Below are 23,175 nucleotides of genomic sequence, written 5' to 3'. Positions count from 1 at the left end.
GGGTGTTCAGTCCTCTTCGGCCGTGGCCGGCCCCGGCCCGGGCCCCGTCTTGGTGTCGGCCTCCGGAGCCGTCCGCGCGCCCTTGTCCGCGCCCGCACCAGTGTCCGTGCCGGTGCCGGTGGCCCGGTCCAGGGTTCCCGTGGGGTGGTGCGACCTCGCCCCCGGAACCGTGCCCGCGGCCGAGACCGGCCCCGCCCCGGGCCGCGGCGGACGGGCCTTGCGGTACAGCCGCAGGCCCAGCCACACCAGTCCTGCCGCGATCGCGAACGGCAGGACCGCGGCCACCGCCAGGAGCAGCAGGCGCACGATCCGCGAGAACACCGCCCAGCCGCCCGCCAGGGCGTCCGTGAAGCCCGGGTCCCGCTCCTTCTCCTTGCGCGCCGCGGGCGGCTCGGGCTCCGAGACCTTCAGCGTGATCGTGCCCATCGACGTCTGGTCCTTGAGCGCCGTCTGCTGCGCCAGCAGGGACTCCAGGTCCGACTGGCGCCGGCTCAGCTCGCCCTCCAGCATCACCACTTCGCTCAGCGCCGAGGCCTTGCCCATCATCTCCCGCACCCGGGCCACGCTGGCCTGCTGGGAGGCGACCCGGCTGCCGATGTCGGCGACCTTCTCGGTGACGTCCTGCGCGTCGACCTTGCGGTGCAGGAGCCTGCCGCTGCCCTCCATGGCACCGAGCACCGCGTCGAAGCGGTCGCCCGGCACCCGCAGGGTCAGCGTGGAGGTCATCCGGCCGTCCCCGCCGCGTTCGGTCGACTCGCTGCCCACGTAACCGCCCGCGCCGTCGGCGGCGGTGCGGGCCTGGGCCAGGGTCTTTCGCGGATCGTCCGTCTCGATCCCCAGCGCCGCCGTACGGATGACGTTCGGGCGGACCGCGGCCGGAGGCTGTGTGGCCCGGCCCTCGGCGGTTCCCGGTGCCGCCGTCCCCGCCGCGGCCCCCTTCGCGCCTTCCGGGGCCCCGTTGTCCTGCGCGGGCGCCACCGCCGCCTTGTCGCTCGCCGTGCCCCGGCCGTCGTCGGCGGCGCCGCAACCGGTGAGGGCGAGTGCTCCCGCCAGGGAGAGGGCGGCAAGGGCGGCCGCGGAACGCTGTCCGTTCAGGGTGTGCATCGCTGTAAACCCCCGTCGTTCGGCTGGTGTTGCCGGTTCGACGTCCAGAGTCCCGTCGCGGGTTTCGCCTCCGCGGTCCCGGGCCGGTCCCGATAGGGTCACGGTGCGGCGTCGGTGAGCGCTCTGAGACGATGTGTCCATGCATGAAGCGGACACGCGTACGGACCGGGCGGGCGACGTCACCGGCCCCCACCGCGCCGGCGGCCACGTCCCCGGCGGCCATGTCGTCGTCATCGGCGGCGGCATCGCCGGCCTCGCGGCGGCCCACCGGCTGCTGGCCGGGGGCGTACGCGTCACGCTGCTGGAAGCCGGCCCGCGGCTCGGCGGCAAGCTGCTCGCCGGTGAGCTCGCCGGAGCCCCCGTCGACCTCGGCGCCGAGTCGGTGCTCGCCCGGAGGCCCGAAGCCGTGGCGCTGGCCGAGGCCGTCGGCCTCGGCGACGCCCTGCAGCCGCCCGCCACCGCCACCGCCCACCTGTGGAGCCGCGGCGCGCTGCGCCCCATGCCCCGCGGGCACGTCATGGGCGTCCCCGGCGATCTCGGCCCGCTCGCCGCGTCCGGAGTGCTCTCCCCGAAGGGCCTGGCCCGGATCGAGACCGAACGCACCCTGCCGCCCGCCGAGATCGGCGAGGACGTGGCCGTCGGCGAGTACGTCGCCGCCCGCATGGGCCGCGAGGTCGTCGACCGGCTCGTGGAACCGCTGCTCGGCGGGGTCTACGCGGGCGACGCCTACCGGATCTCGATGCGGGCCGCCGTGCCCCAGCTCTTCGAGGCCGCCCGTACGCACGCGCTGCTGGGTGACGGGGTGCGGGACCTCCAGCGCCGGGCGGAGGCAGGGCCCCGCCCGCCCGGTCCGGTCTTCGCCGGCATCGACGGCGGCATCGGACGGCTCCCGCTCGCCGTGGCCGAGGCCTGCCGCTCCGCCGGAGCGCGCATCCGTACCGCTGCCCCCGTGCGCGAGGTCCTGCGTACCGCCGGAGGCTGGCGGGTCGTGGCCGGCGCCGAGGTGATCGAGGCCGACGGCGTGGTCGTGGCCACCCCCGCCGGACCCGCCGCCGCGCTGCTGGAGGGGCTCGCGCCGGCCGCCGCGGTCGAGCTGCGCGAGGTCGAGTACGCCTCGATGGCCCTGATCACGATGGCGTTCCGCCGCTCCGACCTGCCGGCGGCCCTCACCGAAGGCGGCGCCAGCGGCTTCCTGGTCCCACCCGTCGAGGGCCGGACCATCAAGGCGTCCACCTTCTCCAGCAACAAGTGGGCCTGGGCCGGCGCGGACCCCGGGCTCTTCCTGCTGCGCACCTCGGTGGGCCGCTACGCCGACGAGCGGGACCTGCTGCGCGAGGACGCGGAGCTGGTGGACGTCTCGCTCACCGACCTCGGATCGGCCGTGGGCCTCGCGGCCCGGCCGGTGGCCTCCACGGTCACCCGCTGGGACGCCGGGCTGCCCCAGTACCCGGTCGGACACCTGGACCGGGTCGCCCGGATCCGCGCCGCCGTCGCCGCCCTCCCAGGCCTCGCGGTGTGCGGCGCCCTCTACGACGGGGTGGGCATCCCCGCGTGCATCGCGAGCGCCGGCGCGGCGGCGGACGCGGTGATCGCCGCCCTGGGCACCCCTGGCACGGACCACTGATCGGCACACGGGACAATGGGCACATGACTGCACCAGAGAAGATTCCCAACGCGGGGAAGAAGGCGAAGGACCTCAACGAGGTCATCCGCTACACCCTGTGGTCCGTCTTCAAGCTGAAGGACGTCCTGCCGCAGGACCGCACCGGCTTCGCCGACGAGGTCCAGGAGCTGTTCGACCAGCTGGCCGCCAAGGACATCACCGTCCGCGGCACCTACGACGTCTCCGGCCTGCGCGCCGACGCGGACATCATGATCTGGTGGCACGCGGAGACCGCGGACGAGCTGCAGAGCGCGTACAACCTGTTCCGCCGCACCAGGCTGGGCCGCGCTCTGGAGCCGGTCTGGTCGAACATGGCCCTGCACCGCCCGGCCGAGTTCAACAAGTCGCACATCCCGGCCTTCCTGGCCGACGAGGTGGCCCGCGACTACGTCAGCGTGTACCCCTTCGTGCGCAGCTACGACTGGTACCTGCTGCCGGACGAGGACCGCCGCCGCATGCTCGCCGACCACGGCAAGATGGCCCGCGGCTACCCGGACGTGCGTGCCAACACCGTCGCGTCCTTCTCGCTGGGCGACTACGAGTGGATGCTGGCCTTCGAGGCCGACGAGCTCTACCGCATCGTCGACCTCATGCGTCACCTGCGCGCCTCCGAGGCCCGTATGCACGTCCGTGAAGAGGTGCCTTTCTACACCGGGCGCCGCAAGTCCGTCGCCGATCTGGTGGCCGGGCTCGCCTGATACCTCCCCCGGGGGGAAGGGTCGGAGGACCACGCCACACGTGACGTGGTGGCTCCGGCGGATCGGGAGGCCCTGCCCCCGAAACGACGCAGCCGGAGACCGCGCCCGGAAGTTCAGACGACTGGCGGCAGCAGTGCCCTCGGGGCACGTGCGGCCCGGTCGTCCAGCGACACCGGTGCGGGCTCCGGATGCGGCGCACACGTGACACGCCACCCCGAGGTGTCACCTGTCAGCAGATACCGCTCCACGTGACGGTCCACGCAGTCGTTGCGTCCGCCGACCACTCCGTGGGCGCCCGCGCCCCGCTCCGTGACCAGCGCGGCCTGCGGCCCGAGCCGCCGCTGGAGTTCCAGCGCACCCCGGTAGGGCGTCGCCCCGTCCCGTTCCGCGGCGACGATCAGCGTGCGGGGCAGCCGGACCGGCCGGCTGCCGACCGCCACCGGCTGGTGCCCGGTGCGCACCGGCCAGTAGGCGCACGGCAGGTTGAGGAAGGCGTTGGCCCAGGTCTCGAAGGGGGCCCTGCGGGCCAGTTCGGTGTTGTCGCGGTCCCAGGTCTCCCAGTCCGCGGGCCAGGGGGCGTCGTTGCACAGGACCGCGGTGTAGACGGCCTTCGCGTTCTCCGCCTCGGCGGCGGCCGCCGGGTCGGGGGCCGCCTGGGCGGTCAGCGGAGCCGGGTCTCCGCGCAGGAACGCCGCCAGCGCCGCGGCACGGTCCGGCCACACGTCGTCGTAGTACGCGGCCTGGAGGTAGGCGGCCTGGAGCTCGCCGGTGCCGACGCTGCCGCCGGCGGGGGTGCGGGCCACCGCGGCCCGGACCCGTTCGTAGCCGGCCTGGACGGCCGCCGGGGTGGCGCCGAGGCGGTAGGTGGCGTGGTGGCGGGCGGCCCAGGCGCGGAAGTCGTACCAGCGGCGCTCGAAACCAGGCGCCTGGTCGAGGTTGTTGCGGTACCAGATGCGGCGCGGGTCGGGATCGACCGCCGAGTCGAGGACCATGCGCCGGACGCGGCCCGGGTGCAGCGTGGCGTACACCGCACCGAGATAGGTGCCGTACGAGGCGCCCATGAAGGTCAGCTTTTCCTCGCCGAGGGCGGCGCGCAGCACGTGCAGGTCCCGGACGTTGTCCAGCGTCGTGTAGTAGGCCAGGGCGGCGCCGGCCCGCCGGGCGCAGCCGCGGGCGTAGGCCCGGGCGGAGGCGACGCGCTGCTGCTTGTAGGCGGGGGAGGGGGCGACCGGCACCTGGGTGGGGCCCTGTGCGCGGGCGGGCGGGTCCTGGCAGGAGAGCGGGGCGGAGCGGCCGACGCCACGGGGGGCGTAGCCGACGAGGTCGTAGGCGGCGGCGATCCGGTCCCAGCCGGGCAGTTTGGCGACGAGCGGGAAGTACATGCCGGAGGCGCCGGGACCGCCGGGATTGTGGACGAGGGCGCCCTGGCGGGCGGCGCCGCCCGCGCCGGTCGCCGCCACCCGGCTGACGGTGAGGGAGATCCGCGTCCCCTCCGGGCGGGCGTAGTCGAGCGGTACGCGCAGGGTCGCGCAGCGCACGGGGCCGGGCAGGTCCTCGACGGCCGGGCAGGGCCGGAAGTCCAGCCCGGCGGCGGCGGCGCGGCGGGCGACGAGCTCGGCGCCGGCCTCCGCCGCCGCGTCGGCGGCGCGGACGGGCGGGGCCGGGGGCGCGGTGGTGGCGCTCGCGCCGCCGGTGGCGCACAGGATGAGGCAGAGCCCCGCGGCGGCGGCCGCGCGGCGTGCGGGAGTCGTCCGCATGGCGGCCCCTTCCGATCGTCCGATGAGGCGATCAGAGGCCCGGAGGGCGGGCTTGTAAAGGATCACCGGCCGGTGTCGGCCCCAATGGTCCCGTTGCCGGGGGATCCGCCCCCGGTTGCCGTACCCGACCCCCAGCCGGGGTGCGCGCACGTCGTGGCGTGTCCGATGGGCGGTCAGGAACTGCTGGAGCAGCTGGAACCGGACGAACCGCCGCAACTGGAGCTGCTGCCGGAGCAGCTCGAACCCCCGCTGGAACAGCTGGAACCACCGCTTGCGCAGCTGCTGCCGGAGGAACCGCAACCCGAACCCGAGGAACAGCTGCTGCCCGGCGAGCCGCACCCCGAGCCGGAGCCGCAGCCGGACCCGCTCGCGCCGCCCCCGCCGCCGTCGTTCCCGGCGCACCAGACCACCACCGGCACGAGGTCGGTGGCGGAGCCGTACGAGGTGCCCGGGTGGTACGAACGGGAGCGGGACTGGGCCGCCGCCAGCCGGGTGCCGCGCGCGGCGGGCACCAGCTGCGCGCGCAGGAACGGGTCCCGCAGGCCGCGCAGCCCGAACAGCGCCGTCTGCACCTGCGGGGTCCGGTCGTGGAGGTGGTGGGCGCGGATCTCGCGCAGCGCCCGCTGCCCGGCCGGGGTGATCCGCAGCCGGGCCCGCCCGGCGCAGAGGGCCCCGACGAGGATCCCGGCCAGCAGGGCGGGCAGCACCTTCAGGATGAACGGCACGTGCGTGCCCGGGTCCAGGACGAACGCGACGAAGGTCAGGGGCAGCGACAGCGGCACCAGCAGTCCGCACACCGCGGCCTGCACCAGCCCCCGGCGTCGCCACGTCCGCCCGGAACCCGGCGGTGCGATCAGCCCGCGGGCGGCCAGGGCGTCCCCGGTCTCCTGGACGGCCGGGTCGAGCATGGCGGCGTAGCGCACCTGGTACAGCCAGCCCGAAGGCGCCCCCCGGTGGGCGTGGAGGACGGCGCGCTCGGCTGGATCGGCGGCGCGCGCCCCGGGCCGGACGTGGACGATGCCCGGGCCGCCGACGACCAGCCTGCCGTCCGCGAGCATGGAGACGAGGGCGGTGTCCACGACGGCGCCGGGGCCGCCCGCGACGAACGCGGCCTCGGACAGGTCGTGCAGGGTCGGCGGCGGCCCCGCCGGCGGCCGGGGCCGGGAGCGGCGCAGGCCGCGAACCAGCAGCCCGCTGGAGACGGCGACGGCCGTCCAGATCGCGAGGACGAGGAGGTTCATGCCGTTCTCCCCACCAGCGCCCGGGCCCAGCGCACGACCCGCCGGGGCGGCCGCGCCCCGGCCCGGTCCCGCCACCAGGCGGTGAGCCGGCGCCGGGCGGCCTGATCGGCCGGCAGGTCGCGGATCAGCAGGTGCTCGGCGAAGTCCAGCGCGTCCCGCCGGTAGCCCGCCGTCATGGGACGGCCCTTGGCGTAGGTGAGGAAGGCCGCGCGGTACGGGGCCTCGCCGCCCAGGATCGCGGGCAGTTCGGGGGCCAGCCCGGCCACCACCCCGGCCCGCTTGGCGGCCAGCGCCCGGGCCTGCACCCGGACGCGCCCGCGGTCGAAGCCCTCGGGCACGGGGGTGCCGGCCACCAGGGCCGACAGCAGTGCGGCCTGTCCCAGCGCGACGCGGGTGCGGACGGTCTCGTCGGCGCCGCCCCCGTCGGCGGCGTCCCGCTCGCGGGCGGGCGCCGCGGGCGCAACGGCGGTCGACACCGCGGTCGCCGCCGGGGGGCGCCGGGTCGCGCTTGCGACGGACGTGCTTGCCGGGGTGCGGCTTGCCAGGGTGGTGATCGCCGGTGTCGTGCTCGCCAGGGTCGTGCGGATGGCGGACAGTTCGCCGGCCAGTTCCGTCTCCGGCGGGAAGTCGTCGTCCCGTTCCAGGAGGACCCCCGGCGGGTCGACCCGGGAGCGCAGCTCGGCCAGCAGGTCGAGCACCACCGGCGGTACCGGGTGCGCGTGGGTGTCGTGCCAGACCCCGTCCCGCTCGATGCCGCCCGCCACGTGCACGTACGCCAGCGCCTCCAGCGGGATCGCGTCCAGCACGGCAGCCGGGTCCTCGCCCCGGTTGACCCGGTTGGTGTGCAGGTTGGCCACGTCGATGAGCAGCCGGACGCCGGTCCGCTCGACGAGTTCCGTCAGGAACTGCGCCTCCGTCAGCTCCTCGCCGGGCCAGGAGAGCAGCGCGGCGATGTTCTCCAGCGCGAGGGGCACGGGCAGGGCGTCCTGCGCGATGCGCACGTTCTCGCACAGCACGGCCAGCGCGTCGCGCGTCCGCGGCACAGGCAGCAGGTGGCCCGCCTCCAGCGCGGGCGAGGAGGTGCGGACGAAGGCGATGTGCTCGCTGACGAGGGGCGCCCCCAGCGCCACCGCCCGCTCCCCGAGCGCCGTCAGTTTCGCCGGGTCGGGGCGGTCGGCGCCGCCGAGGCCGAGTGAGACCCCGTGCGGCACGATGCGCGTGCCGGCCCCGCGCAGCCTCAGCAGGGACTCGGGGAGATGGTCCGGGCAGATGTTCTCGGCCACCACCTCCACCCAGTCCAGGCCGGGCAGCCGCTCGATCGCGTCCGCGATCTCCGGCCGCCAGCCGATGCCCACCCCCAGGTGTGCCATGGGCTTCATGTCCCCTCGCCCCCTCTCGGCGCCGCTCGCCGCACCGTTGTGCCGATGTCATGGCCCCGGCGGAGACGGGCCAACCGCGAAGAGGGACGTTCAGAGCAACATTTGAGGTTCCCGCAGGCCCCCGCAGGACAGCGCGGCGGGGCCCGGAGCGGGCGGCCCGAAGCGGGCGTGCCGCGGCCGCCGGGCCCCGGGATCGGGCCGGTCCCGGACCCGGGCGACAACAAGCCCCCTGGTCACAGGCCCCGGCCGGTCGCGTACTCAGCCGGTCACATGTCCCAACCCGTCAACACCCCGGCCGGTCAACGCCCCGGCCGGTCACAGGCGGGCCCGGAGCGCCGAGTGGTCCGCCACCACCGTGCACGAGCCCGGTGCGATCTCGGTGAAGCCGGCGTCCCGGACCACCGGCAGCCCGCTCCCGCTCAGCTCCGCCCACCGCTCGCGCGCGGCCGTCCGTACGGCCAGCGCGAAACCGGAGTCCTGCCACGCGGCGCGCTCTGCGCCCGTCAGCTCCCACCACGCCAACTGCGCGGCGTGCCCGGCCTGGGCCATCGCCTTCCCCGCCGACATGTCGAGGCCGGGATTCAGCCACAGCACCGGCAGCCCCGGGGCGGCGGGCGCGGGCGGCTCCGGGTCGTCCAGGTCGGTGCCCGAGACCTGGAGCCTGGCCAATTCCCTGGGCCAGCCGTCCAGCGGCACCGGCGGGAAGACCCGCACCTCGGCGGCGTCGCCGTGCACCGTGACGCCCGGCAGGGTCTGCGCCTTGCGCCACTCCGCCCCGCGCGCCCGCCGGACCACCTTGCGGATCCGCGCGTCCTGCCAGTCCCGGACCGCTTCGGCCCACTCGCCCTCGCCCCGCGCCCGCTCGTCGCTCAGCAGCACCAGCACGGCGCGGGCCGCCGTCTGAAGCGCGTCCGTCCGGGCGGGCGGCTGCGCCTTCTCGATCCGCACCACCAACGGCAGGACGAACTGCGGGGCCTCGTCGCGCACGACGTGCTTCTGCCGGAAGGGGCTGTCCGCCCCGACGGCGGGTACGTCCGTGATGTCATCGGTGTGCCGGCTGCTCATCCTGCCAAGCATGCCAGGCTCCCCCTTCAGGATGATGTCGAGGGTGCTCGCTCCCGGCGAGGATCGACGTCATGAAGAGCGATCTTTTTGCCTCCGAGAACCTGGCCCAGTCGGCCGTCACCCCCGGCATGACCCTGCAGAACGCCAAGTCCGTGAAATACGCCGTCAACGGCGAGATGCTGGCCCGTCAGGGCTCGATGGTCGCCTTCCGCGGCAACCTCCAGTTCGAGCGCAAGGGACAGGGCATAGGCGGCATGCTCAAGCGCGCCGTCACGGGCGAGGGGCTGGCCCTGATGTCCGTACGGGGCCAGGGCGAGGCGTGGTTCGCGCACCAGGCCGCAAACTGCTTCATCATCGACTTCGAACCCGGCGACGCCCTGACGGTCAACGGCCGCAACGTGCTCTGCTTCGACCCCACCCTCTCCTACGAGATCAAGATGGTGAAGGGCGCCGGCATGACCGGCGGCGGCCTCTTCAACAGCGTCTTCACCGGCACCGGCAAACTGGCCGTCATCTGCGACGGCAACCCGATCATCATCCCGGTCACCGCGCAGGCCCCCGTCTACGTGGACACGGACGCGGTGGTCGGCTGGAGCGCCTCGCTGGAGACCGGCCTGCACCGCTCCCAGTCGGTCGGCTCGATGATCCGCGGCGGCTCCGGTGAGGCCGTCCAGCTGATGCTGCGCGGCGAGGGCTTCGTCATCGTCCGCCCGAGCGAGGTCACCGAGACGGCCGCCGCGCACTGACCGGACCGGTACCGGCGGGCGGGGGTGGGTACACGCGCCCGCATGGCAGAGATCTCGGTGGGCGCGTGTTCGTGGACGGATCCGGCACTGGTCGCCAGCGGGTGGTACCCCGCCGGCAAACGGGACGCGGAGGGGAGGCTGAGGCACTACGCCACCCGTTTCCCGGTCGTCGAGGTCGACTCCACCTACTACGCGCTGCCGAGCACCCGCAACAGCGGGCTGTGGGTGCAGCGGACCCCGCCCGGCTTCACGTTCGACGTCAAGGCGTTCTCCCTCCTCACCGGTCACCCGACCCGGACCGCGGCCCTCCCCGCCGACCTGCGCCGGGGCGGGGGCACTTGGGCGCGCCCCGACGACGCGCTTCGCAAGGAGGTGTGGGAGCGCTTCAGCGGCGCGCTCGAACCGCTGCGCGAGGGCGGCCGGCTCGGGACCCTGCTGTTCCAGTTCCCGCCGTCGCTCGCTCCCGGAGCGCGGGCCGAGGAAGTGATCGGCGAATGTGCCGCGCGGACGGCGGGCTGGCCGGTGGCCGTGGAGTTCCGCCATCCCGGGTGGTGGCAGGAGGAGCGGCGGACGCTCACCGCCGAACTGCTGGCCCGGTACGGGATGACGGCCGTGGCCGTCGACACGGTCCAGGGCCTGCCCGCGTCCGTTCCGCCGGTCGCGGTCGTCACCGCTCCGGAGCTGGCCGTCGTGCGCTTCCACGGGCGCAACCCCGCGTGGGGTTCCAGCGGTCCCGGCAGCAAGGAGGAGAAGTACCGCCACGCGTACACGGAGGCGGAGCTGGCGCCGTGGGTGCCGCGGGTACGGGAGATGGCGTCGCGGGCCGCATCCGTGCACGTGCTGTTCAACAACTGCTGCGCGGACGCCTCCGTGCGGGCAGCCGAGACGATGCTGCGGATGCTCGGCGGGGGCGGGGGCGGGGGCGGGAGCGAGGGCGGGGACGGAACCCGGACCCGGACCGAAGGAGCAGGCCCCGGCCTGAGCTGCGTCGGCGCCTCCCGGGACGGGGAGGGCGGCATCCGTCAGACGGCATCGCCGGTGCGGCGCGCGGGTGGGTAGGCTCGAAGCCATGGACCAGGCAGCGAAGGACACCGCCCAGGACCCCGGTACCGCCTACTGCCCCGCGCCCGCCGTACCGGCCGCCCGGGTGGAGGGGCCGCCCTACGCCGACTGCCTGGAGTGCGGCAGGCCCACCGAGTACGGGGTCGCGACGCCGGGCGTGGTGCTCTGCCCGGTGTGCGAGTGGCAGGAGGCGCAGCGCACGGCCTGTTCGGGCTGAGCCGCCTCCGGCTCGCCTGCTTCCCCGGGTGACCCGCCGGCCGGCCCGCTTTCCCCGGGGGTCCCGCCCCTCCGGCTGACCGGCCGGTCCGGATCGGGCCGGCCGGGTATCGGGCGGCGGGGCATTGTCCGGCGTGTCGTGTCGGCGGCGCCGGCGGTCACCTGCCCATGAGCTCGGAGACCTTCGCGAAGCGGTAGCCGCGCTTGCGCAGCTCGGGGACGATTCTGCGGACGGCCTCCTCGGTGACCGGCGCCGCGCTGCGCGTGCAGTGCATGACCACCACCGAACCGGGCTTCACTCCCGCCAGGACCTGTTCGGCCACCGCGTCCGGGTCCTTGGCGAAGGCGTCCCCGCTGACCACGTCCCACTGGACGGCCGTGACCTTGGCGGCGGCAAGGGCCCGCAGCGCCCCGTCGTCGTAGCAGCCGCCGGGGAAGCGGAAGTAGGGGACGGTGTTGACCGCCCCCGCCTTCCGGAAGGCGGCGAACGCCCGGTCCACGTCCGCGCGGGCGGCCGCTCCGTCGAGCGAGGGAAGCCCGTAGCAGGGGGACTTGAAGGCGTGGTGGCTGTACGAGTGGTTCGCGATCTCGAAGTTCGCGTCCGTGCCGATCGCCTTCGCCTGGTCCGGGTACTCCTCGGCCCAGCGGCCCGTCATGAAGACCGTGGCCGGTACCCCGAGGGCGCGCAGGGTGGAGATCAGCTGGGGGTTGTCGAAGTGTTCCCCGTCCGCGGCGCGCGGCCCCTGGTCGGAGGTCATGTCGGCGTCGAAGGTCAGCGCCACGGCCTTGTCGCTGCTCTGCTTCGTCCGCTCGAAGACCGGGGTCAGGCCGTTCGGGCCGGGTGCCATGGTGGGCACCTTGGCCGGCGGACCGGCCTGAGGTGCGGCGGAGGAAGCCGGGGCGGAGCCGGCCGCCGAGGGGGCGGCGGAGGTCGTCGCCGCGTGGGTTCCCATACGGGCGGCGCGGCCGGCGTCGGACGGGCCGGCGCCGCTCCCGCATCCCGCGAGGGCGGCACCGAGGACGGCCATGGCCGCCACTTTACGCGCAGAAATGGTCACATAGGCAAAATATATGACTATGTGCCAAGTAGGAGGGTGCGGCACTCCCCGACATCGAAGTGCCCTTCGGGATACCGCGGACCGATCTCCTCCAGGTGCTCGCGCAGCAGCGTACTGACGGCCCAGTTGCGGTACCACTTGCGGTCCGCGGGGACGACGAACCAGGGCGCGGCCTCGCCGGAGCACCGCTCCAGCGCCACCTCGTACGCTTCCTGGTAGGCGTCCCACAGGCCGCGCTCCTCGATGTCGCCCGAGGTGAACTTCCAGTGCTTGTCGGGGTTGTCGAGCCGTGCCAGGAGACGCTCGCGCTGCTCCTCGTAGCCGAGGTGGAGGAAGACCTTCACCACGGTCACGCCGGCGTCGGCGAGGGACTGCTCGAAGCGGTTGATCTCCTCGTAGCGGTGGTCCAGGACGGCGCGGGGCACCAGCTCGTGCACACGGGTGACGAGGACGTCCTCGTAGTGCGAACGGTCGAAGATGCCGATCTCGCCCGGCTGGGGGAGGGCGTTCATGACGCGCCAGAGGTAGTGGTGGTTGTGCTCCTCCGGCGTGGGCGCCTTGAACGCCTTGATGCGGCAGCCGGAAGGGTTGAACAGCCCGGTCACGTGCTTGACGGTGCCGCCCTTGCCGCTGGTGTCCATGCCCTGCAGGACGAGCAGGAGGCGGCGGCGGTCGCCGGCGGTGCTGGCCGCGTAGAGCCGCTCCTGGAGTGAGGCGAGCTCCGGCGCCATCCGGGCCGTGGCCGCCCGCCCGGCCGCCTTGCCCGCAGGAGCGGCGGGGGTCGAGGCGGTGTCGAGGCGGTGGAGCCCGGGCCGCTTCCCGGCCGGCACGCGCAACAGGTCGCGCAACGACCCGCCCGCGCTCCCTGCCCCTGCGTTCCCGGGCCCTGCGTTCCCTGCCCCTGCGTTCCCGGGCCCTGCCTTCGGCCCGTGCTTCGCGCGCCGCTGCTCTTCGTGCCGATCTTCGTGCCGCTTCCCGTGCCGCTTCCCGTGCCGCTTCCCGGCCATGGCCCACCGCCCCCGTCCTGTCCCGTCGACTCCGTTCGATCCTGCGGCAGGACGAGCGGATCCGCGAGATCAGTGCCAGGGGCCGGTCACCGCGAAGGTGGTCCCCGGGGCGTAGGCGTTGACGTACATCGTCCGTCCGTCGGGGGAAAAGGTGACCCCGGCGAATTCCCCCCACTCCGGGGCCCCCGGCCGCCCGATGTCCTGGGCGTTGCGGGCCACCGGGTACACCTCGCCGCCGATCGTCACGCCGAAGACGTACTGCGCCCCGCCGCCGTCCTCGCACACCATGAGGCCGCCGTCGGGGGCCAGGCAGATGTTGTCGGGGGAGTCCCCGGGGAGTGCGACGTCGGTCGCCGGGCCGAAGAGCACGTCCAGCCGGAGCTGGGCGCGCACCGGGTCGTAGAACCACACCTGCCCGTGGTGGTCGGCGCCCGCGCCCTCCAGGCTGCGGGCGTAGCTGGAGACGAAGTGGACGCCGGTTCCGCCCCAGTAGCAGCCCTCCAGCTTCTGCGCGTGGGTGATGCCGCCCTTCCCGAAGTCCTGGAACCGGATCGGGGTCCGGGCCGCCGCCGGGTCGGGTACGGGGACCCACTCCACCGGGAACCGGGCCCCGGGCTCGTCCACCACGGACAGGTCGGCCAGCCCGGGCACGCGCAGGGCCTCCAGGGCGCCGCCGGCCCGCAGCGAGCCCGGGCCGCCGAGCGGCCGTGCGGGAAGGAAGCGGTAGAACAGCCCGAACGGCTCGATGAAGGCGTCCTCGGTCTCGTAGACGATCCCGCGGTACGGGTCCACGGCGACGGCCTCGTGCGCGAAGCGGCCCATCGCGGTGAGCGGGACCGCGCCGCTGCGGTGCGGGTCCGCCGGGTCGACTTCGAAGACGTGGCCGTGGTCCCTGGTGTAACCGGTGGTGCCCGCGCGGTCCTCGGTCTCCTCGCAGCTCAGCCAGGTGTTCCAGGGGGTCCGGCCGCCGGCGCAGTTGACGGCCGTACCGGCGAGGGCGACCCGCTCGCCGGTGACGGCGCCGGTCGCGTCCAGCTCCAGGACCGTACAGCCGCCCAGGGCGCCGGGGTCGTAGGTGAGCCCGGCGACGGCGGGGACGCGCAGGGTGGCGGTAGCGCGGTTCTCGTGGTTGCGGACGAGCCGCACACGGCCGCGGCCGGCGCCGAAGGCGGCCATGCCGTCGCAGTTGGCCGGGACGGTGCCCCCGCCCGAGCGCAGCGGGTCGCCCGCGCGGGAGAGGACCCGGTAGGCGAACCCGGCGGGCAGGTCGAGCAGCCCGCGCGGATCGGGCACCAGCGGCCCGTACCCCCGAGTCGGAGGGGAGTCCGCGGCCCGGCCGGCGCCGGCGGAGGTGAAGAGGGCGCCGAGCGCCCCGCTGAAGGCGATCCCGCCGGCGGCGAGCAGGCTTCGTCGGGTGACGGACATCGGCAACTCCCGGCGGCGCAGTGAAGCGGGTGACGGCCCCGTGGTACCACGCACCTCCCAGCCTCACACGCGGCCCCCGCCGAGATGTCACTCCCCTGCGCGGGCCGCCCCGAGATGCCGACCGAGCGGGCGGGCGCAAGGGCTGCCGAGGCTCCGCCTCCCCGTACCGGCGTTCCGGTCGCCGTCCCGGGCAGTCCCCGCGTCGGGTGCCCGACCGCGCGAGGGCGCTACGTGACCCGGCGGGGGGTGCGGCCCCGTCCGGCCCCGTCCGGCCCCCGAGGACGGCGCCGGGCCGCGGGCGCAGGCGGTCCCTGCCGGGCGGGCGGGGAGGCTGCCGGGGCTCGGCCTCCCCGTACCGGTCGCCGGGCCGGGCCGGCGACCACCGGATGCCCGCTCGCCCCGGGGCGGCGAGTGACCCGGCGGGAGCGACGCCCGGCCGGCCCCGGGGGCGTGGCACCGGGCGGGGCGGCTGCGTTCCGGTTCCCCGCCGGGGACGGGCGCGGAGGCCGGCGCGAGGCCGGCCCCGGGCGTGCCGTCGGGGGCCGAGCCCCCGACCCGGCCCCGGCCCGGCCCCACCGGACGGACGGGCGTCGGGGCCTCCCCGCAGGCGGTCAGACGAGTTTGGCGCTCAGGGTGATCTTCGTGCCCGTCAGGGCCTGGCTGACCGGGCAGTTCTTCTTCGCGTCCTCGGCCGCGGCGACGAACGCGTCGTCGTCCAGGCCCGGCACCTCGCCCTCCACGGTGAGGTGGATGCCGGTGATGCCCTCGCCGGGGACGAAGGTGACCGCGGCCGAGGTGGTCAGCTTGGCCGGCGGGTTGCCCGCCTTCGCCAGTCCGTTCGAGAACGCCATGTTGAAGCAGCTGGAGTGCGCGGCGGCGATCAGCTCTTCCGGGCTGGTCCGGCCGTTCGCCTGCTCGTCGGTGCGCGCCGGCCAGGAGACGGGGTAGCTGCCGATACCGGACGAGTCGAGGGTGACGACTCCCTTGCCGGTCAGCAGGTCGCCTTCCCAGACTGCGTGCGCGTTGCGTGTGGCGGCCATGGTGGATCCCTTCGCAGAAGTGGAAACGGCCGGACCCCCGGAAGGGCCCGGCGCTGCCAAACCTACTGGGACACCAGGGGCTTCGCGTCGCGCGCCAGCGCGGTGAGCCGAGATATGGCGCGGAAGTACTTCTTCCGATACCCCCCGGCCAGCATGTCCTCACTGAACAGCTTGTCGAAGGGCACCCCGGAGGCCAGGACCGGGACCTCGCGGTCGTACAGCCGGTCGGCCAGCACCACCAGCCGCAGGGCCGTCGACTGGTCCGGCACCGGGCCGACGTCGGTCAGGCAGACCGCCGCGATCCCGTCGGTGAGCGCGCCGTAGCGGCTGGGGTGCACCCGGGCCAGGTGTTCCAGCAGGCCGGGGAAGTCGTCCAGGCTCGCGCCCGGGGTGGCGTACGCGGCCTTGGTGACCTGCTCGTCGGAGAACGGCGCCGGCGCCTCTGGCAGACCCCGGTGACGGTAGTCCTGGCCGTCGATCCGCAGCGGGCGGAAGTGCGCCGACAGCCCCTGGATCTCCCGCAGGAAGTCCGCGGCGGCGAAGCGGCCCTCGCCGAGCTTGCCGGGCAGCGTGTTGGAGGTGGCGGCCAGCGCCACGCCCTGCTCCACGAGGCGGCTGAGCAGCGAGGAGACCAGGACGGTGTCGCCCGGGTCGTCCAGTTCGAATTCGTCGATGCACAGGAGGCGGTGGCCGCCCAGGGTCTGCACCGTCTGCTGGAAACCGAGCGCGCCGACCAGGTTGGTCAGCTCCACGAAGGTGCCGAACGCCTTGAGCGCGGGCTCGGCCGGGGTGGCGTGCCACAGCGAGGCGAGCAGGTGGGTCTTGCCGACGCCGTAGCCGCCGTCGAGGTAGACCCCGCGCGGGCCGGCCGGAGCCGCCGGCTTCTTCGCGAACCAGCGGCGCTTGCCGGCGCCGCTCGCGTGCGCTCCGCCGAGGCCGCCGGCGAAGCCGCTCAGCACGGTGACGGCCTCGGACTGGCTCGGCTGGGCCGGGTCGGGCTCGTACGTGTCGAAGCGCACCGAGTCGAAACGGGGCGGCGGGACCATCTCGGCCACCAGCCGCTCGGCGGGCACCCGCGGCTCACGGGCGCACAGGGACTGCGGGCCCGCGTCGTCGGCTATCGGCGGCCTGCCCGCGGCCCGCCGGGAAGCGGGACCGGAGGCGGAGAGTGAAGTTGACACAGCACTCAACTCTACGTGGCGTGGCACACTGCACCGATGCGACGCCTGTTCCCTGTGACCGATCAGACACCAGCGGCCGGTCAGGCCACGGCCCCGTCCCACGGCTCGTCCCGCGGCCCGTCCGAGCCCCTGCCGGGGCCCGGGTCCCCGGACCCGTCGGGGCCTCTCGCGGACCGGGAGTGGTCGCTGGACGAGCTCGCCGAGGCGTACGCGTACCCGGTCCTCGAGGACGGCGCCCACTGGCTGCGCGCGAACATGGTCTCGACCCTGGACGGCGCCGCCCAGCACGAGGGCCGCTCGCAGCCCATCTCCGGCGAGAGCGACATGCGCATCTTCGGCACCCTGCGGGGGCTGGCCGATGTGGTGGTCGTCGGCGCCGAAACGGTTCGCCAGGAGGGCTACCGGCCGGCCCGGGCGCGGGAGGCCTTCGCCGGCCGCCGTGCGGCCGCCGGGCAGGGCCCCGCGCCCGCCATCGCGGTGGTCACAGCCGGCCTGGACCTGGACTTCTCGCTGCCCCTGTTCACCTCCCCGCTCGTGGCGACCCTGGTGGTCACCGGGGCCGCCGCGCCCGCCGACAGGGTCGCCGAGGCCGTCAGGGCGGGCGCCGAGGTCGTGGTGGCGGGGGACGGGGCCTCCGTGGATCCGGCCAGGGCCCTGCGGGAGCTCGCCGGGCGGGGGCTGCGCCGCCAGCTCACCGAGGGCGGGCCCCGGCTGCTGGGCCAGATCGTGGCCGCCGACGCACTGGACGAGCTGTGCCTGACGATCTCCCCTGTGCTCACGGCGGGCGATGCCCAGAGGATCGCCGGCGGGCCCCCGCTCGCCGTTCCGCACCGGCTCGCGCCCGCCTGCGTACTGGAGGAGGCCGGGTTCCTCTTCACCCGTTACCGTCGGATCTGACAAGGGGCGGAATTCACCGTTCCGCTTAGCTTTCGCTGGGCACATATACCTGCGCAGGCCCCGTGTGAGAGCGGGGCAGGATGGTTTCCGCAGGGGCTGGGCAGCCGGCCTCGGCCCATGAAGGAGAGGGCGTCCGTGTTCACGAGCGTATTGATGATCGAGCAGCCGCTGACCGCGGTGGACGTGGACTTCGTCACCACCCTGCACGGAGACGACCAGGTCTCCTTCATCGTGCTCATGCAACCCCGGGGCGACCAGGACCGGCTGCTGCGCGCAATCGACGACGTAGCGCTCGGTGAGCTTCCCGAGGCCCTCCACGAAGGGGACGAGCCGGAGGGGGAGGCCGCCCGGGGACCCGCCGCCCAGGCCCTCGCCCACTCCCTGAACGCCCTGCGCCAGAAGGGCGCCAAGGCCACCGGCCGGCTCGTCGGGAACCACCCGCTCGACAAACTCAAGGCCGTCGTGGAGGAGGCCGGGGCCGACGAGGTGATCGTCCTGACCGCCCCGCACTTCGTGGAGGAGTTCTTCCACCGCGACTGGGCCTCCCGGGCCCGCCACAAGGTCGGCGTTCCGGTGCTCAAGCTCTTCGCCCACAACGAATAGGCTGGGGCGGTCACGCCCGACCACACACCGCACTCTCGACCCTGGAGCGACCTGAATGAAGCCCGGCCTGCCGACCGCCATGGAACGGCCCCACTTCATCGGCATCGGCGGCGCCGGCATGTCCGGCATCGCGAAGATCCTCGCCCAGCGGGGCGCGCAGGTCGCCGGCAGCGACAGCCGCGGGGACTCCGAGACCGCCCAGGCCCTGCGCGGCCACGGCGTCACGGTGCACGGCGGCCACGACGCCGGCAACCTCGCCCCGGACTCCACGTGCGTGGTCGTCTCCAGCGCCATCCGCGCGGACAACCCCGAGCTGGCCCGCGCCGCCGAACTGGACATCCCCGTCGTGCACCGCTCCGACGCCCTCGCCGGCCTGATGGACGGGCTGCGTCCGATCGCCGTCGCCGGTACGCACGGCAAGACGACCACCACCTCGATGCTCGCGGTGTCCCTGTCGGCCCTGGGCCTGGACCCCTCCTACGCCATCGGCGGCGACCTGGACGCGCCCGGCTCCAACGCCCACCACGGCGAGGGCGACATCTTCGTGGCCGAGGCGGACGAGAGCGACCGCACCTTCCACAAGTACACGCCGCAGGTCGCGATCATCCTGAACGCGGAGCTCGACCACCACGCGAACTACGCGTCGCTGGAGGAGATCTACCAGTCCTTCGAGACCTTCGTCGGCAAGGTCGTGCCCGGCGGCACCCTGGTCGTCGCCCACGGGCAGGAAGGCGCGGCCGAGATCGCCCGCCGCGTCGCCGGCCGCGAGGACCTCACAGTCGTCACCTACGGCGAGGAGCCCGAGGCCGACGTCCGCATCACCAAGATCACCCCGCGCGGTCTGACCAGCGAGGTCACCGTCGTCCTGGACGGCCGGATGCTCACCTTCACCGTCTCGGTGCCCGGCCGGCACTACGCGCACAACGCCGTGGCCGCCCTGGCCGCCGGTGTCGCCCTCGGCATCCCGGCGCACAACCTGGCCTCCGCCCTCGGCAAGTACACCGGCGTCAAGCGCCGCCTCCAGCTCAAGGGCGAGGCGGCCGGCGTCCAGGTCATCGACTCCTACGCGCACCACCCCACGGAGATGACCGCAGACCTGGAGGCCATCCGCGGCGCCGCCGGGGACTCCCGGATCCTGGTCGTCTTCCAGCCCCACCTCTTCTCCCGCACGCAGGAACTGGGCAAGGAAATGGGCCAGGCCCTCGCCCTCGCCGACGCCTCGGTGGTCCTCGACATCTACCCGGCCCGCGAGGACCCGATCCCCGGCGTCACCAGCGAGCTCATCATCGCTGCCGCCCGGGCCGCGGGCGCTGACGTGAGCGCCGAGCACAGCAAGGACGAGGTCGCCGACGTCATCGCGGGAATGGCCAAGCCCGGCGATCTCGTTCTCACCATGGGCGCGGGCGACGTCACGGATCTGGGACCCCGGATCCTGGAGGCGATCCGTCCGGCCCTGCCGTCGAACTGAGGGAGCGGGAACGTCATGGCGTACGAGGTCGAGAAGACGGACGAGCAGTGGCAGGCGGAGCTGACCCCGTCCGAATACCAGGTGCTGCGCCTCGCCGGAACCGAGCCGGCCTTCCGCGGTGAGTACACCGACACCAAGACGGAGGGCGTCTACTCCTGCCGCGGCTGCGGCAGCGAACTGTTCCGCTCCTCGGAAAAGTTCGAGTCGCACTGCGGCTGGCCGTCCTTCTTCGACCCGAAGGACACCGACGCGGTCGAGCTGATCGCGGACACCTCGCACGGCATGGTCCGCACCGAGGTCCGCTGCGCGAAGTGCGGCTCCCACCTGGGCCACGTCTTCGAGGGCGAGGGCTACGACACCCCGACCGACCAGCGGTACTGCATCAACTCCATCTCCCTGCGCCTGACCCCCGCCGAGGACTGAGGGCGGCCGGGGCCGGGGGCGGACCGCCCCCGGCCCCGGGCCCCGGACGCACCCGGCCTCCCGTGTCCGGGCGGCGGGGAGGGGCGGGACGTGTCCAGCCGGCGCCGGCCGCGTCGCCGCGGTCCCTGCGGCGCGGCGCGCGGTTCACCACCGGCGACGCCTGCGACGCCCGCGGCGGCCGCCGGGACGACACGCGGTCCCCGGGCGGACCCCGCCGCCCTTCGGCTTGGTGGCCGGATGCGGCCGGGGCGCCTCCACCGGTTTGCGCTGCGGCGGCGGGCTCTTCGGCGGATAGGACGGCGGAACCTTCGGCCCCCTGACCTCGGTCACGGTCGACTCGCCCTCCCCATCCGCGCATCCGCAGGACCCGTACACCCATCCGTACATCCCGAGCCCGAGCAGCTCGCTGCCCATCCTGGCAGCCCCTCCGGCCGCAGGGAGCACTTCCCGTGGGTTACCGCGCCGCGCCGCGCCCCGCGGTGTGGCCGCGGAGCCGAAGTGGTCAGGCGGCGGAGCCGAAGTGGTGAGGCCACGGGGGCTGTTGGGCGACGGGGATCGCCTTGGCCGTCTTCGCCGGCGCGCGGGCCGCCGGCGAGTGACCTTCCGTTCTCCGTTTGTACGGCCGGGCGTCAGGCAAGGATCCCCGTCCGGTACCCCGGGGCCGCTGTCCTTGGGGCGCCCCTCGACTCCCCCCTCACCCGCAGAGGTCGTCACGCCATGGCAGAACTCAACCGCCGCAGGTTCCTGCAGATCGCCGGAGGAACCGCGGCCGCCGCGATGCTCGACGCGAGCATCGCGCGGGCCGCCGCGATCCCGGCGCAGGGCAGTACGGGAACGATCCAGGACGTCGAACACATCGTCGTCCTCATGCAGGAGAACCGTTCCTTCGACCAGTACTTCGGCGCGATGAAGGGCGTACGGGGCTTCGGTGACCCGCGGCCGGTCCTCCAGGGCAACGGGAAGTCCGTCTTCCACCAGTCCAACGGCACCAAGGACGTCCTGCCCTTCCACCCGCAGGTCAACGACCTCGGGATGCAGTTCGTCGAGGGCCTCGATCACGACTGGGCCGGCGGCCACCAGGCCCACAACAACGGCAAGTACGACAAGTGGGTGCCGGCCAAGACCGCCACGACCATGTCGTACATGACCCGGAACGACATCCCGTTCCACTACGCCCTCGCCGACGCCTTCACCGTCTGCGACGCCTACCACTGCTCCTTCATCGGTGCCACGGACCCCAACCGCTACTACATGTGGTCCGGCCACACCGGCAACGACGGCACCGGTGGCGGGCCGGTCCTCGGCAATCAGGAGGCCGGCTACGGCTGGAAGACCTACCCCGAACGCCTGGAGGCCGCCGGGGTCTCCTGGAAGATCTACCAGGACATCGGCGACGGCCTGGACGCGGCCGGCTCCTGGGGCTGGATCAGCGACGCCTTCCGCGGCAACTACGGCGACAACTCGCTGCTGTACTTCAACTCCTACCGCAACGCCCGGCCCGGCAGCGCCCTGTACGAGAAGGCGCGCACCGGCACCGACGCGAAGGCGGGGGACGGCTACTTCGACCGGCTGCGCGCCGACGTGGTGAACGGGACGCTGCCCCAGATCTCCTGGATCGCCGCCCCGGAAGCCTTCAGCGAGCACCCCAACTGGCCGGTCAACTTCGGTGCCTGGTACATCTCGCAGGTCCTGGACGCGCTGACCGCCAATCCGGCGGTGTGGGCGAAGACGGCCTTCTTCATCACCTACGACGAGAACGACGGCTTCTTCGACCACGTGGTCCCGCCGTACCCGCCGGCCTCCTCCGCCTGGGGTCTGTCCACGGCCGACGTGTCGAAGGACCTGTACGCCGGGGGCGGCGGCTACGCGGCCGGACCGTACGGGCTCGGCCCGCGCGTCCCGATGATCGTCGTATCCCCGTGGAGCAAGGGCGGCTACGTCTGCTCCGAAACCTTCGACCACACTTCGGTGATCCGCTTCATGGAGAAGCGGTTCGGTGTGCACGAGCCCAACATCTCGCCGTGGCGCCGGGCCGTCTGCGGTGACCTCACCTCGGCCTTCGACTTCACGAAGCCGGACGCCTCCCCGGCCGCGCTCCCTTCGACGGCCGGCTACCTCCCGCCGGACCACAACGCCCACCCGTCCTACCACCCGGTGCCGCCCGCCACCGGCACCCTGCCCCGGCAGGAGGCCGGCTCCAAGCGGACCCGCGCCCTGGGCTACAGCCCGTACGTGGACGGCAAGGCCACCGTGTCCACCGGCAAGTTCACCCTGACCTTCGCCGCCGGCCCCACCCTCGGCGCCCACTTCCACAGCACCTCCGGCAACCGCACGGACGGTCCCTGGCCCTACACGGTCGAGGCGGGCAGGACCCTCTCGGACACCTGGAGCACCAGCAGCTCCACCGGAAACCAGATCGACCTCACGGTCTGGGGCCCGAACGGTTTCCTGCGCACCTGGAAGGGCCCGGCGAAGAAGGCCGGTCCCGAGGTCACGGCCCGCCACGTCGGCTCCACCGGCAACCTGGCATTGACCCTGGCCAATTCCGGCAGGGCCGCGGTCAACCTCACCGTCGCCAACGCCTACGGCGGCGCGCCCCGGACCTTCCGGGTCGGACCCGGCGCCACCGTCTCCCACACGGTGGACCTGGGCGCGACCGGCCGCTGGTACGACGTCACGATCGCCTCGGACGCCGACGCCACCTTCCTGCGCCGCTTCGCCGGCCATGTGGAAACGGGCGCCCCGGGCGTCTCCGACCCGGCGATCAGAACCGTCTGACCCGGTCCTGCGCCGTCCGCGCGCGGCTGCCGGCTGCGCGCGGCCGGCAGCCGGCCACGGCCTTGGGAAACATCGGTACAGCCAGCCGTTCGTGCTGAGAACGATCACGGTCGGCTAGCACAGCGATCGTGCCCAGAACAAGGGTTCGCCGAAAGATCGTCGATCACGGGTGGGGCCTGGCTACGGTCCGCGTCATGCCGGTGGAGTTCTCAACTGATGATCAGGCCGAGGCGTACGGGGAGTTCGCCGAGAAGCTGACGAGACCTGAGCTGGAGCGGTTCTTCGTGCGGTACTGGGGAGACGGGCCGTTGGTCTCGGTCGACGGACTGCGGTTCGTCGTCCCTGTACCTCCACCCGGCCGTCG

20 protein-coding genes are annotated in these 23,175 nt (G+C 74.0%); 10 read left to right on the top strand and 10 right to left on the bottom strand.

All coding sequences use genetic code 11. The features are described 5' to 3' along the window. Positions 1-6: 6 nt before the first annotated feature. Positions 7-1,104: a DUF4349 domain-containing protein gene (locus AMK16_RS06290; protein ID WP_073909530.1), complete on the bottom strand. Its 1,098-nt coding sequence runs from the start codon at positions 1,102-1,104 to the stop codon at positions 7-9. A gap of 139 nt (positions 1,105-1,243) precedes the next feature. On the opposite strand from AMK16_RS06290, the gene hemG reads away from it, so the two are divergent. Together hemG and hemQ are read left to right on the top strand one after the other, a co-directional pair. Continuing rightward, entirely contained in the window at positions 1,244-2,728 is a 1,485-nt protein-coding gene (hemG, locus tag AMK16_RS06285; protein WP_079191342.1) for a protoporphyrinogen oxidase, read from the top strand. Positions 2,729-2,751: 23 nt separating this feature from the next. After that, on the top strand, positions 2,752-3,465 hold the full coding sequence (gene hemQ, locus AMK16_RS06280) for a hydrogen peroxide-dependent heme synthase (RefSeq protein WP_073909527.1): 714 nt from the start codon (positions 2,752-2,754) through the stop codon (positions 3,463-3,465). Positions 3,466-3,578: 113 nt separating this feature from the next. Here the strand turns inward: hemQ and AMK16_RS06275 are convergent, their stop codons facing one another. The 4 genes from AMK16_RS06275 to AMK16_RS06260 all read right to left on the bottom strand — a co-directional run bounded on the left by AMK16_RS06275 (position 3,579) and on the right by AMK16_RS06260 (position 8,907). Beyond that, the gene (locus AMK16_RS06275) at positions 3,579-5,222 is read right to left on the bottom strand and encodes an alpha/beta fold hydrolase (protein WP_073909525.1); all 1,644 of its coding nucleotides are present in this window, start codon (positions 5,220-5,222) and stop codon (positions 3,579-3,581) included. A gap of 173 nt (positions 5,223-5,395) precedes the next feature. After that, positions 5,396-6,463 carry a TIGR04222 domain-containing membrane protein gene (locus AMK16_RS06270; RefSeq protein ID WP_107417054.1) on the bottom strand — a complete coding sequence of 356 codons (1,068 nt, stop codon included), beginning with the start codon at positions 6,461-6,463 and terminating at the stop codon, positions 5,396-5,398. Then, positions 6,460-7,842 (bottom strand): DUF692 domain-containing protein, encoded by a 1,383-nt coding sequence (locus AMK16_RS06265; protein ID WP_073909521.1) that lies wholly within the window; start codon positions 7,840-7,842, stop codon positions 6,460-6,462. The genes AMK16_RS06270 and AMK16_RS06265 overlap by 4 nt, the downstream gene beginning before the upstream one ends. A gap of 315 nt (positions 7,843-8,157) precedes the next feature. After that, positions 8,158-8,907 (bottom strand): aminoacyl-tRNA hydrolase, encoded by a 750-nt coding sequence (locus tag AMK16_RS06260; protein WP_073909519.1) that lies wholly within the window; start codon positions 8,905-8,907, stop codon positions 8,158-8,160. Between the two features lie 71 nt (positions 8,908-8,978). Between AMK16_RS06260 and AMK16_RS06255 the strand changes: the two genes are divergently transcribed. Genes AMK16_RS06255 through AMK16_RS06245 form a run of 3 tightly spaced genes read left to right on the top strand, consistent with a single transcriptional unit; the run spans position 8,979 to position 10,932 of the window. Next, positions 8,979-9,653, top strand: coding sequence for an AIM24 family protein (locus AMK16_RS06255; RefSeq protein ID WP_073909517.1), 675 nt, complete (start codon positions 8,979-8,981; stop codon positions 9,651-9,653). 42 nt (positions 9,654-9,695) lie between these two features. Next, positions 9,696-10,712, top strand: a complete 1,017-nt coding sequence (locus AMK16_RS06250) for a DUF72 domain-containing protein (RefSeq protein ID WP_079191341.1) — start codon at positions 9,696-9,698, stop codon at positions 10,710-10,712. Between the two features lie 10 nt (positions 10,713-10,722). Beyond that, positions 10,723-10,932 (top strand): hypothetical protein, encoded by a 210-nt coding sequence (locus AMK16_RS06245; RefSeq protein WP_073909514.1) that lies wholly within the window; start codon positions 10,723-10,725, stop codon positions 10,930-10,932. Between the two features lie 157 nt (positions 10,933-11,089). Here AMK16_RS06245 and AMK16_RS06240 read toward each other — a convergent pair whose 3' ends face one another. From AMK16_RS06240 to zapE, 5 genes are all read right to left on the bottom strand, one after another. Beyond that, positions 11,090-11,959 carry a polysaccharide deacetylase family protein gene (locus tag AMK16_RS06240; protein WP_073909513.1) on the bottom strand — a complete coding sequence of 290 codons (870 nt, stop codon included), beginning with the start codon at positions 11,957-11,959 and terminating at the stop codon, positions 11,090-11,092. A gap of 47 nt (positions 11,960-12,006) precedes the next feature. Further along, positions 12,007-12,837: a PPK2 family polyphosphate kinase gene (locus AMK16_RS06235; RefSeq protein ID WP_073909510.1), complete on the bottom strand. Its 831-nt coding sequence runs from the start codon at positions 12,835-12,837 to the stop codon at positions 12,007-12,009. 228 nt (positions 12,838-13,065) lie between these two features. Beyond that, entirely contained in the window at positions 13,066-14,421 is a 1,356-nt protein-coding gene (locus AMK16_RS06230) for an alkaline phosphatase PhoX (protein ID WP_079191339.1), read from the bottom strand. Between the two features lie 611 nt (positions 14,422-15,032). After that, entirely contained in the window at positions 15,033-15,461 is a 429-nt protein-coding gene (locus AMK16_RS06225) for an OsmC family protein (protein WP_073909506.1), read from the bottom strand. A 62-nt stretch (positions 15,462-15,523) separates the two neighbouring features. Continuing rightward, positions 15,524-16,582 carry a cell division protein ZapE gene (zapE, locus tag AMK16_RS06220; RefSeq protein ID WP_199885379.1) on the bottom strand — a complete coding sequence of 353 codons (1,059 nt, stop codon included), beginning with the start codon at positions 16,580-16,582 and terminating at the stop codon, positions 15,524-15,526. Positions 16,583-16,678: 96 nt separating this feature from the next. Here zapE and AMK16_RS06215 point away from each other — a divergent pair, with 96 nt between their 5' ends. The 5 genes from AMK16_RS06215 (at position 16,679) to AMK16_RS06195 (ending at position 22,811) form a co-directional block, all read left to right on the top strand. Further along, positions 16,679-17,539, top strand: a complete 861-nt coding sequence (locus tag AMK16_RS06215) for a pyrimidine reductase family protein (protein WP_079191338.1) — start codon at positions 16,679-16,681, stop codon at positions 17,537-17,539. Positions 17,540-17,674: 135 nt separating this feature from the next. Next, positions 17,675-18,142 (top strand): indole-3-glycerol phosphate synthase, encoded by a 468-nt coding sequence (locus tag AMK16_RS06210; protein WP_073909502.1) that lies wholly within the window; start codon positions 17,675-17,677, stop codon positions 18,140-18,142. 55 nt (positions 18,143-18,197) lie between these two features. Further along, positions 18,198-19,610, top strand: coding sequence for a UDP-N-acetylmuramate--L-alanine ligase (gene murC / locus AMK16_RS06205; RefSeq protein ID WP_073909501.1), 1,413 nt, complete (start codon positions 18,198-18,200; stop codon positions 19,608-19,610). 15 nt (positions 19,611-19,625) lie between these two features. Next, positions 19,626-20,033 carry a peptide-methionine (R)-S-oxide reductase MsrB gene (gene msrB / locus AMK16_RS06200; RefSeq protein WP_073909498.1) on the top strand — a complete coding sequence of 136 codons (408 nt, stop codon included), beginning with the start codon at positions 19,626-19,628 and terminating at the stop codon, positions 20,031-20,033. Between the two features lie 717 nt (positions 20,034-20,750). Further along, positions 20,751-22,811: a phosphocholine-specific phospholipase C gene (locus AMK16_RS06195; RefSeq protein ID WP_073909497.1), complete on the top strand. Its 2,061-nt coding sequence runs from the start codon at positions 20,751-20,753 to the stop codon at positions 22,809-22,811. Positions 22,812-23,175: the final 364 nt, after the last annotated feature.

The sequence above is a fragment of the Streptomyces sp. CB00455 genome (genome assembly GCF_001905445.1).
GTDB lineage: Bacteria > Actinomycetota > Actinomycetes > Streptomycetales > Streptomycetaceae > Streptomyces.
This window is presented reverse-complemented; position numbering and strand designations above follow the sequence as displayed.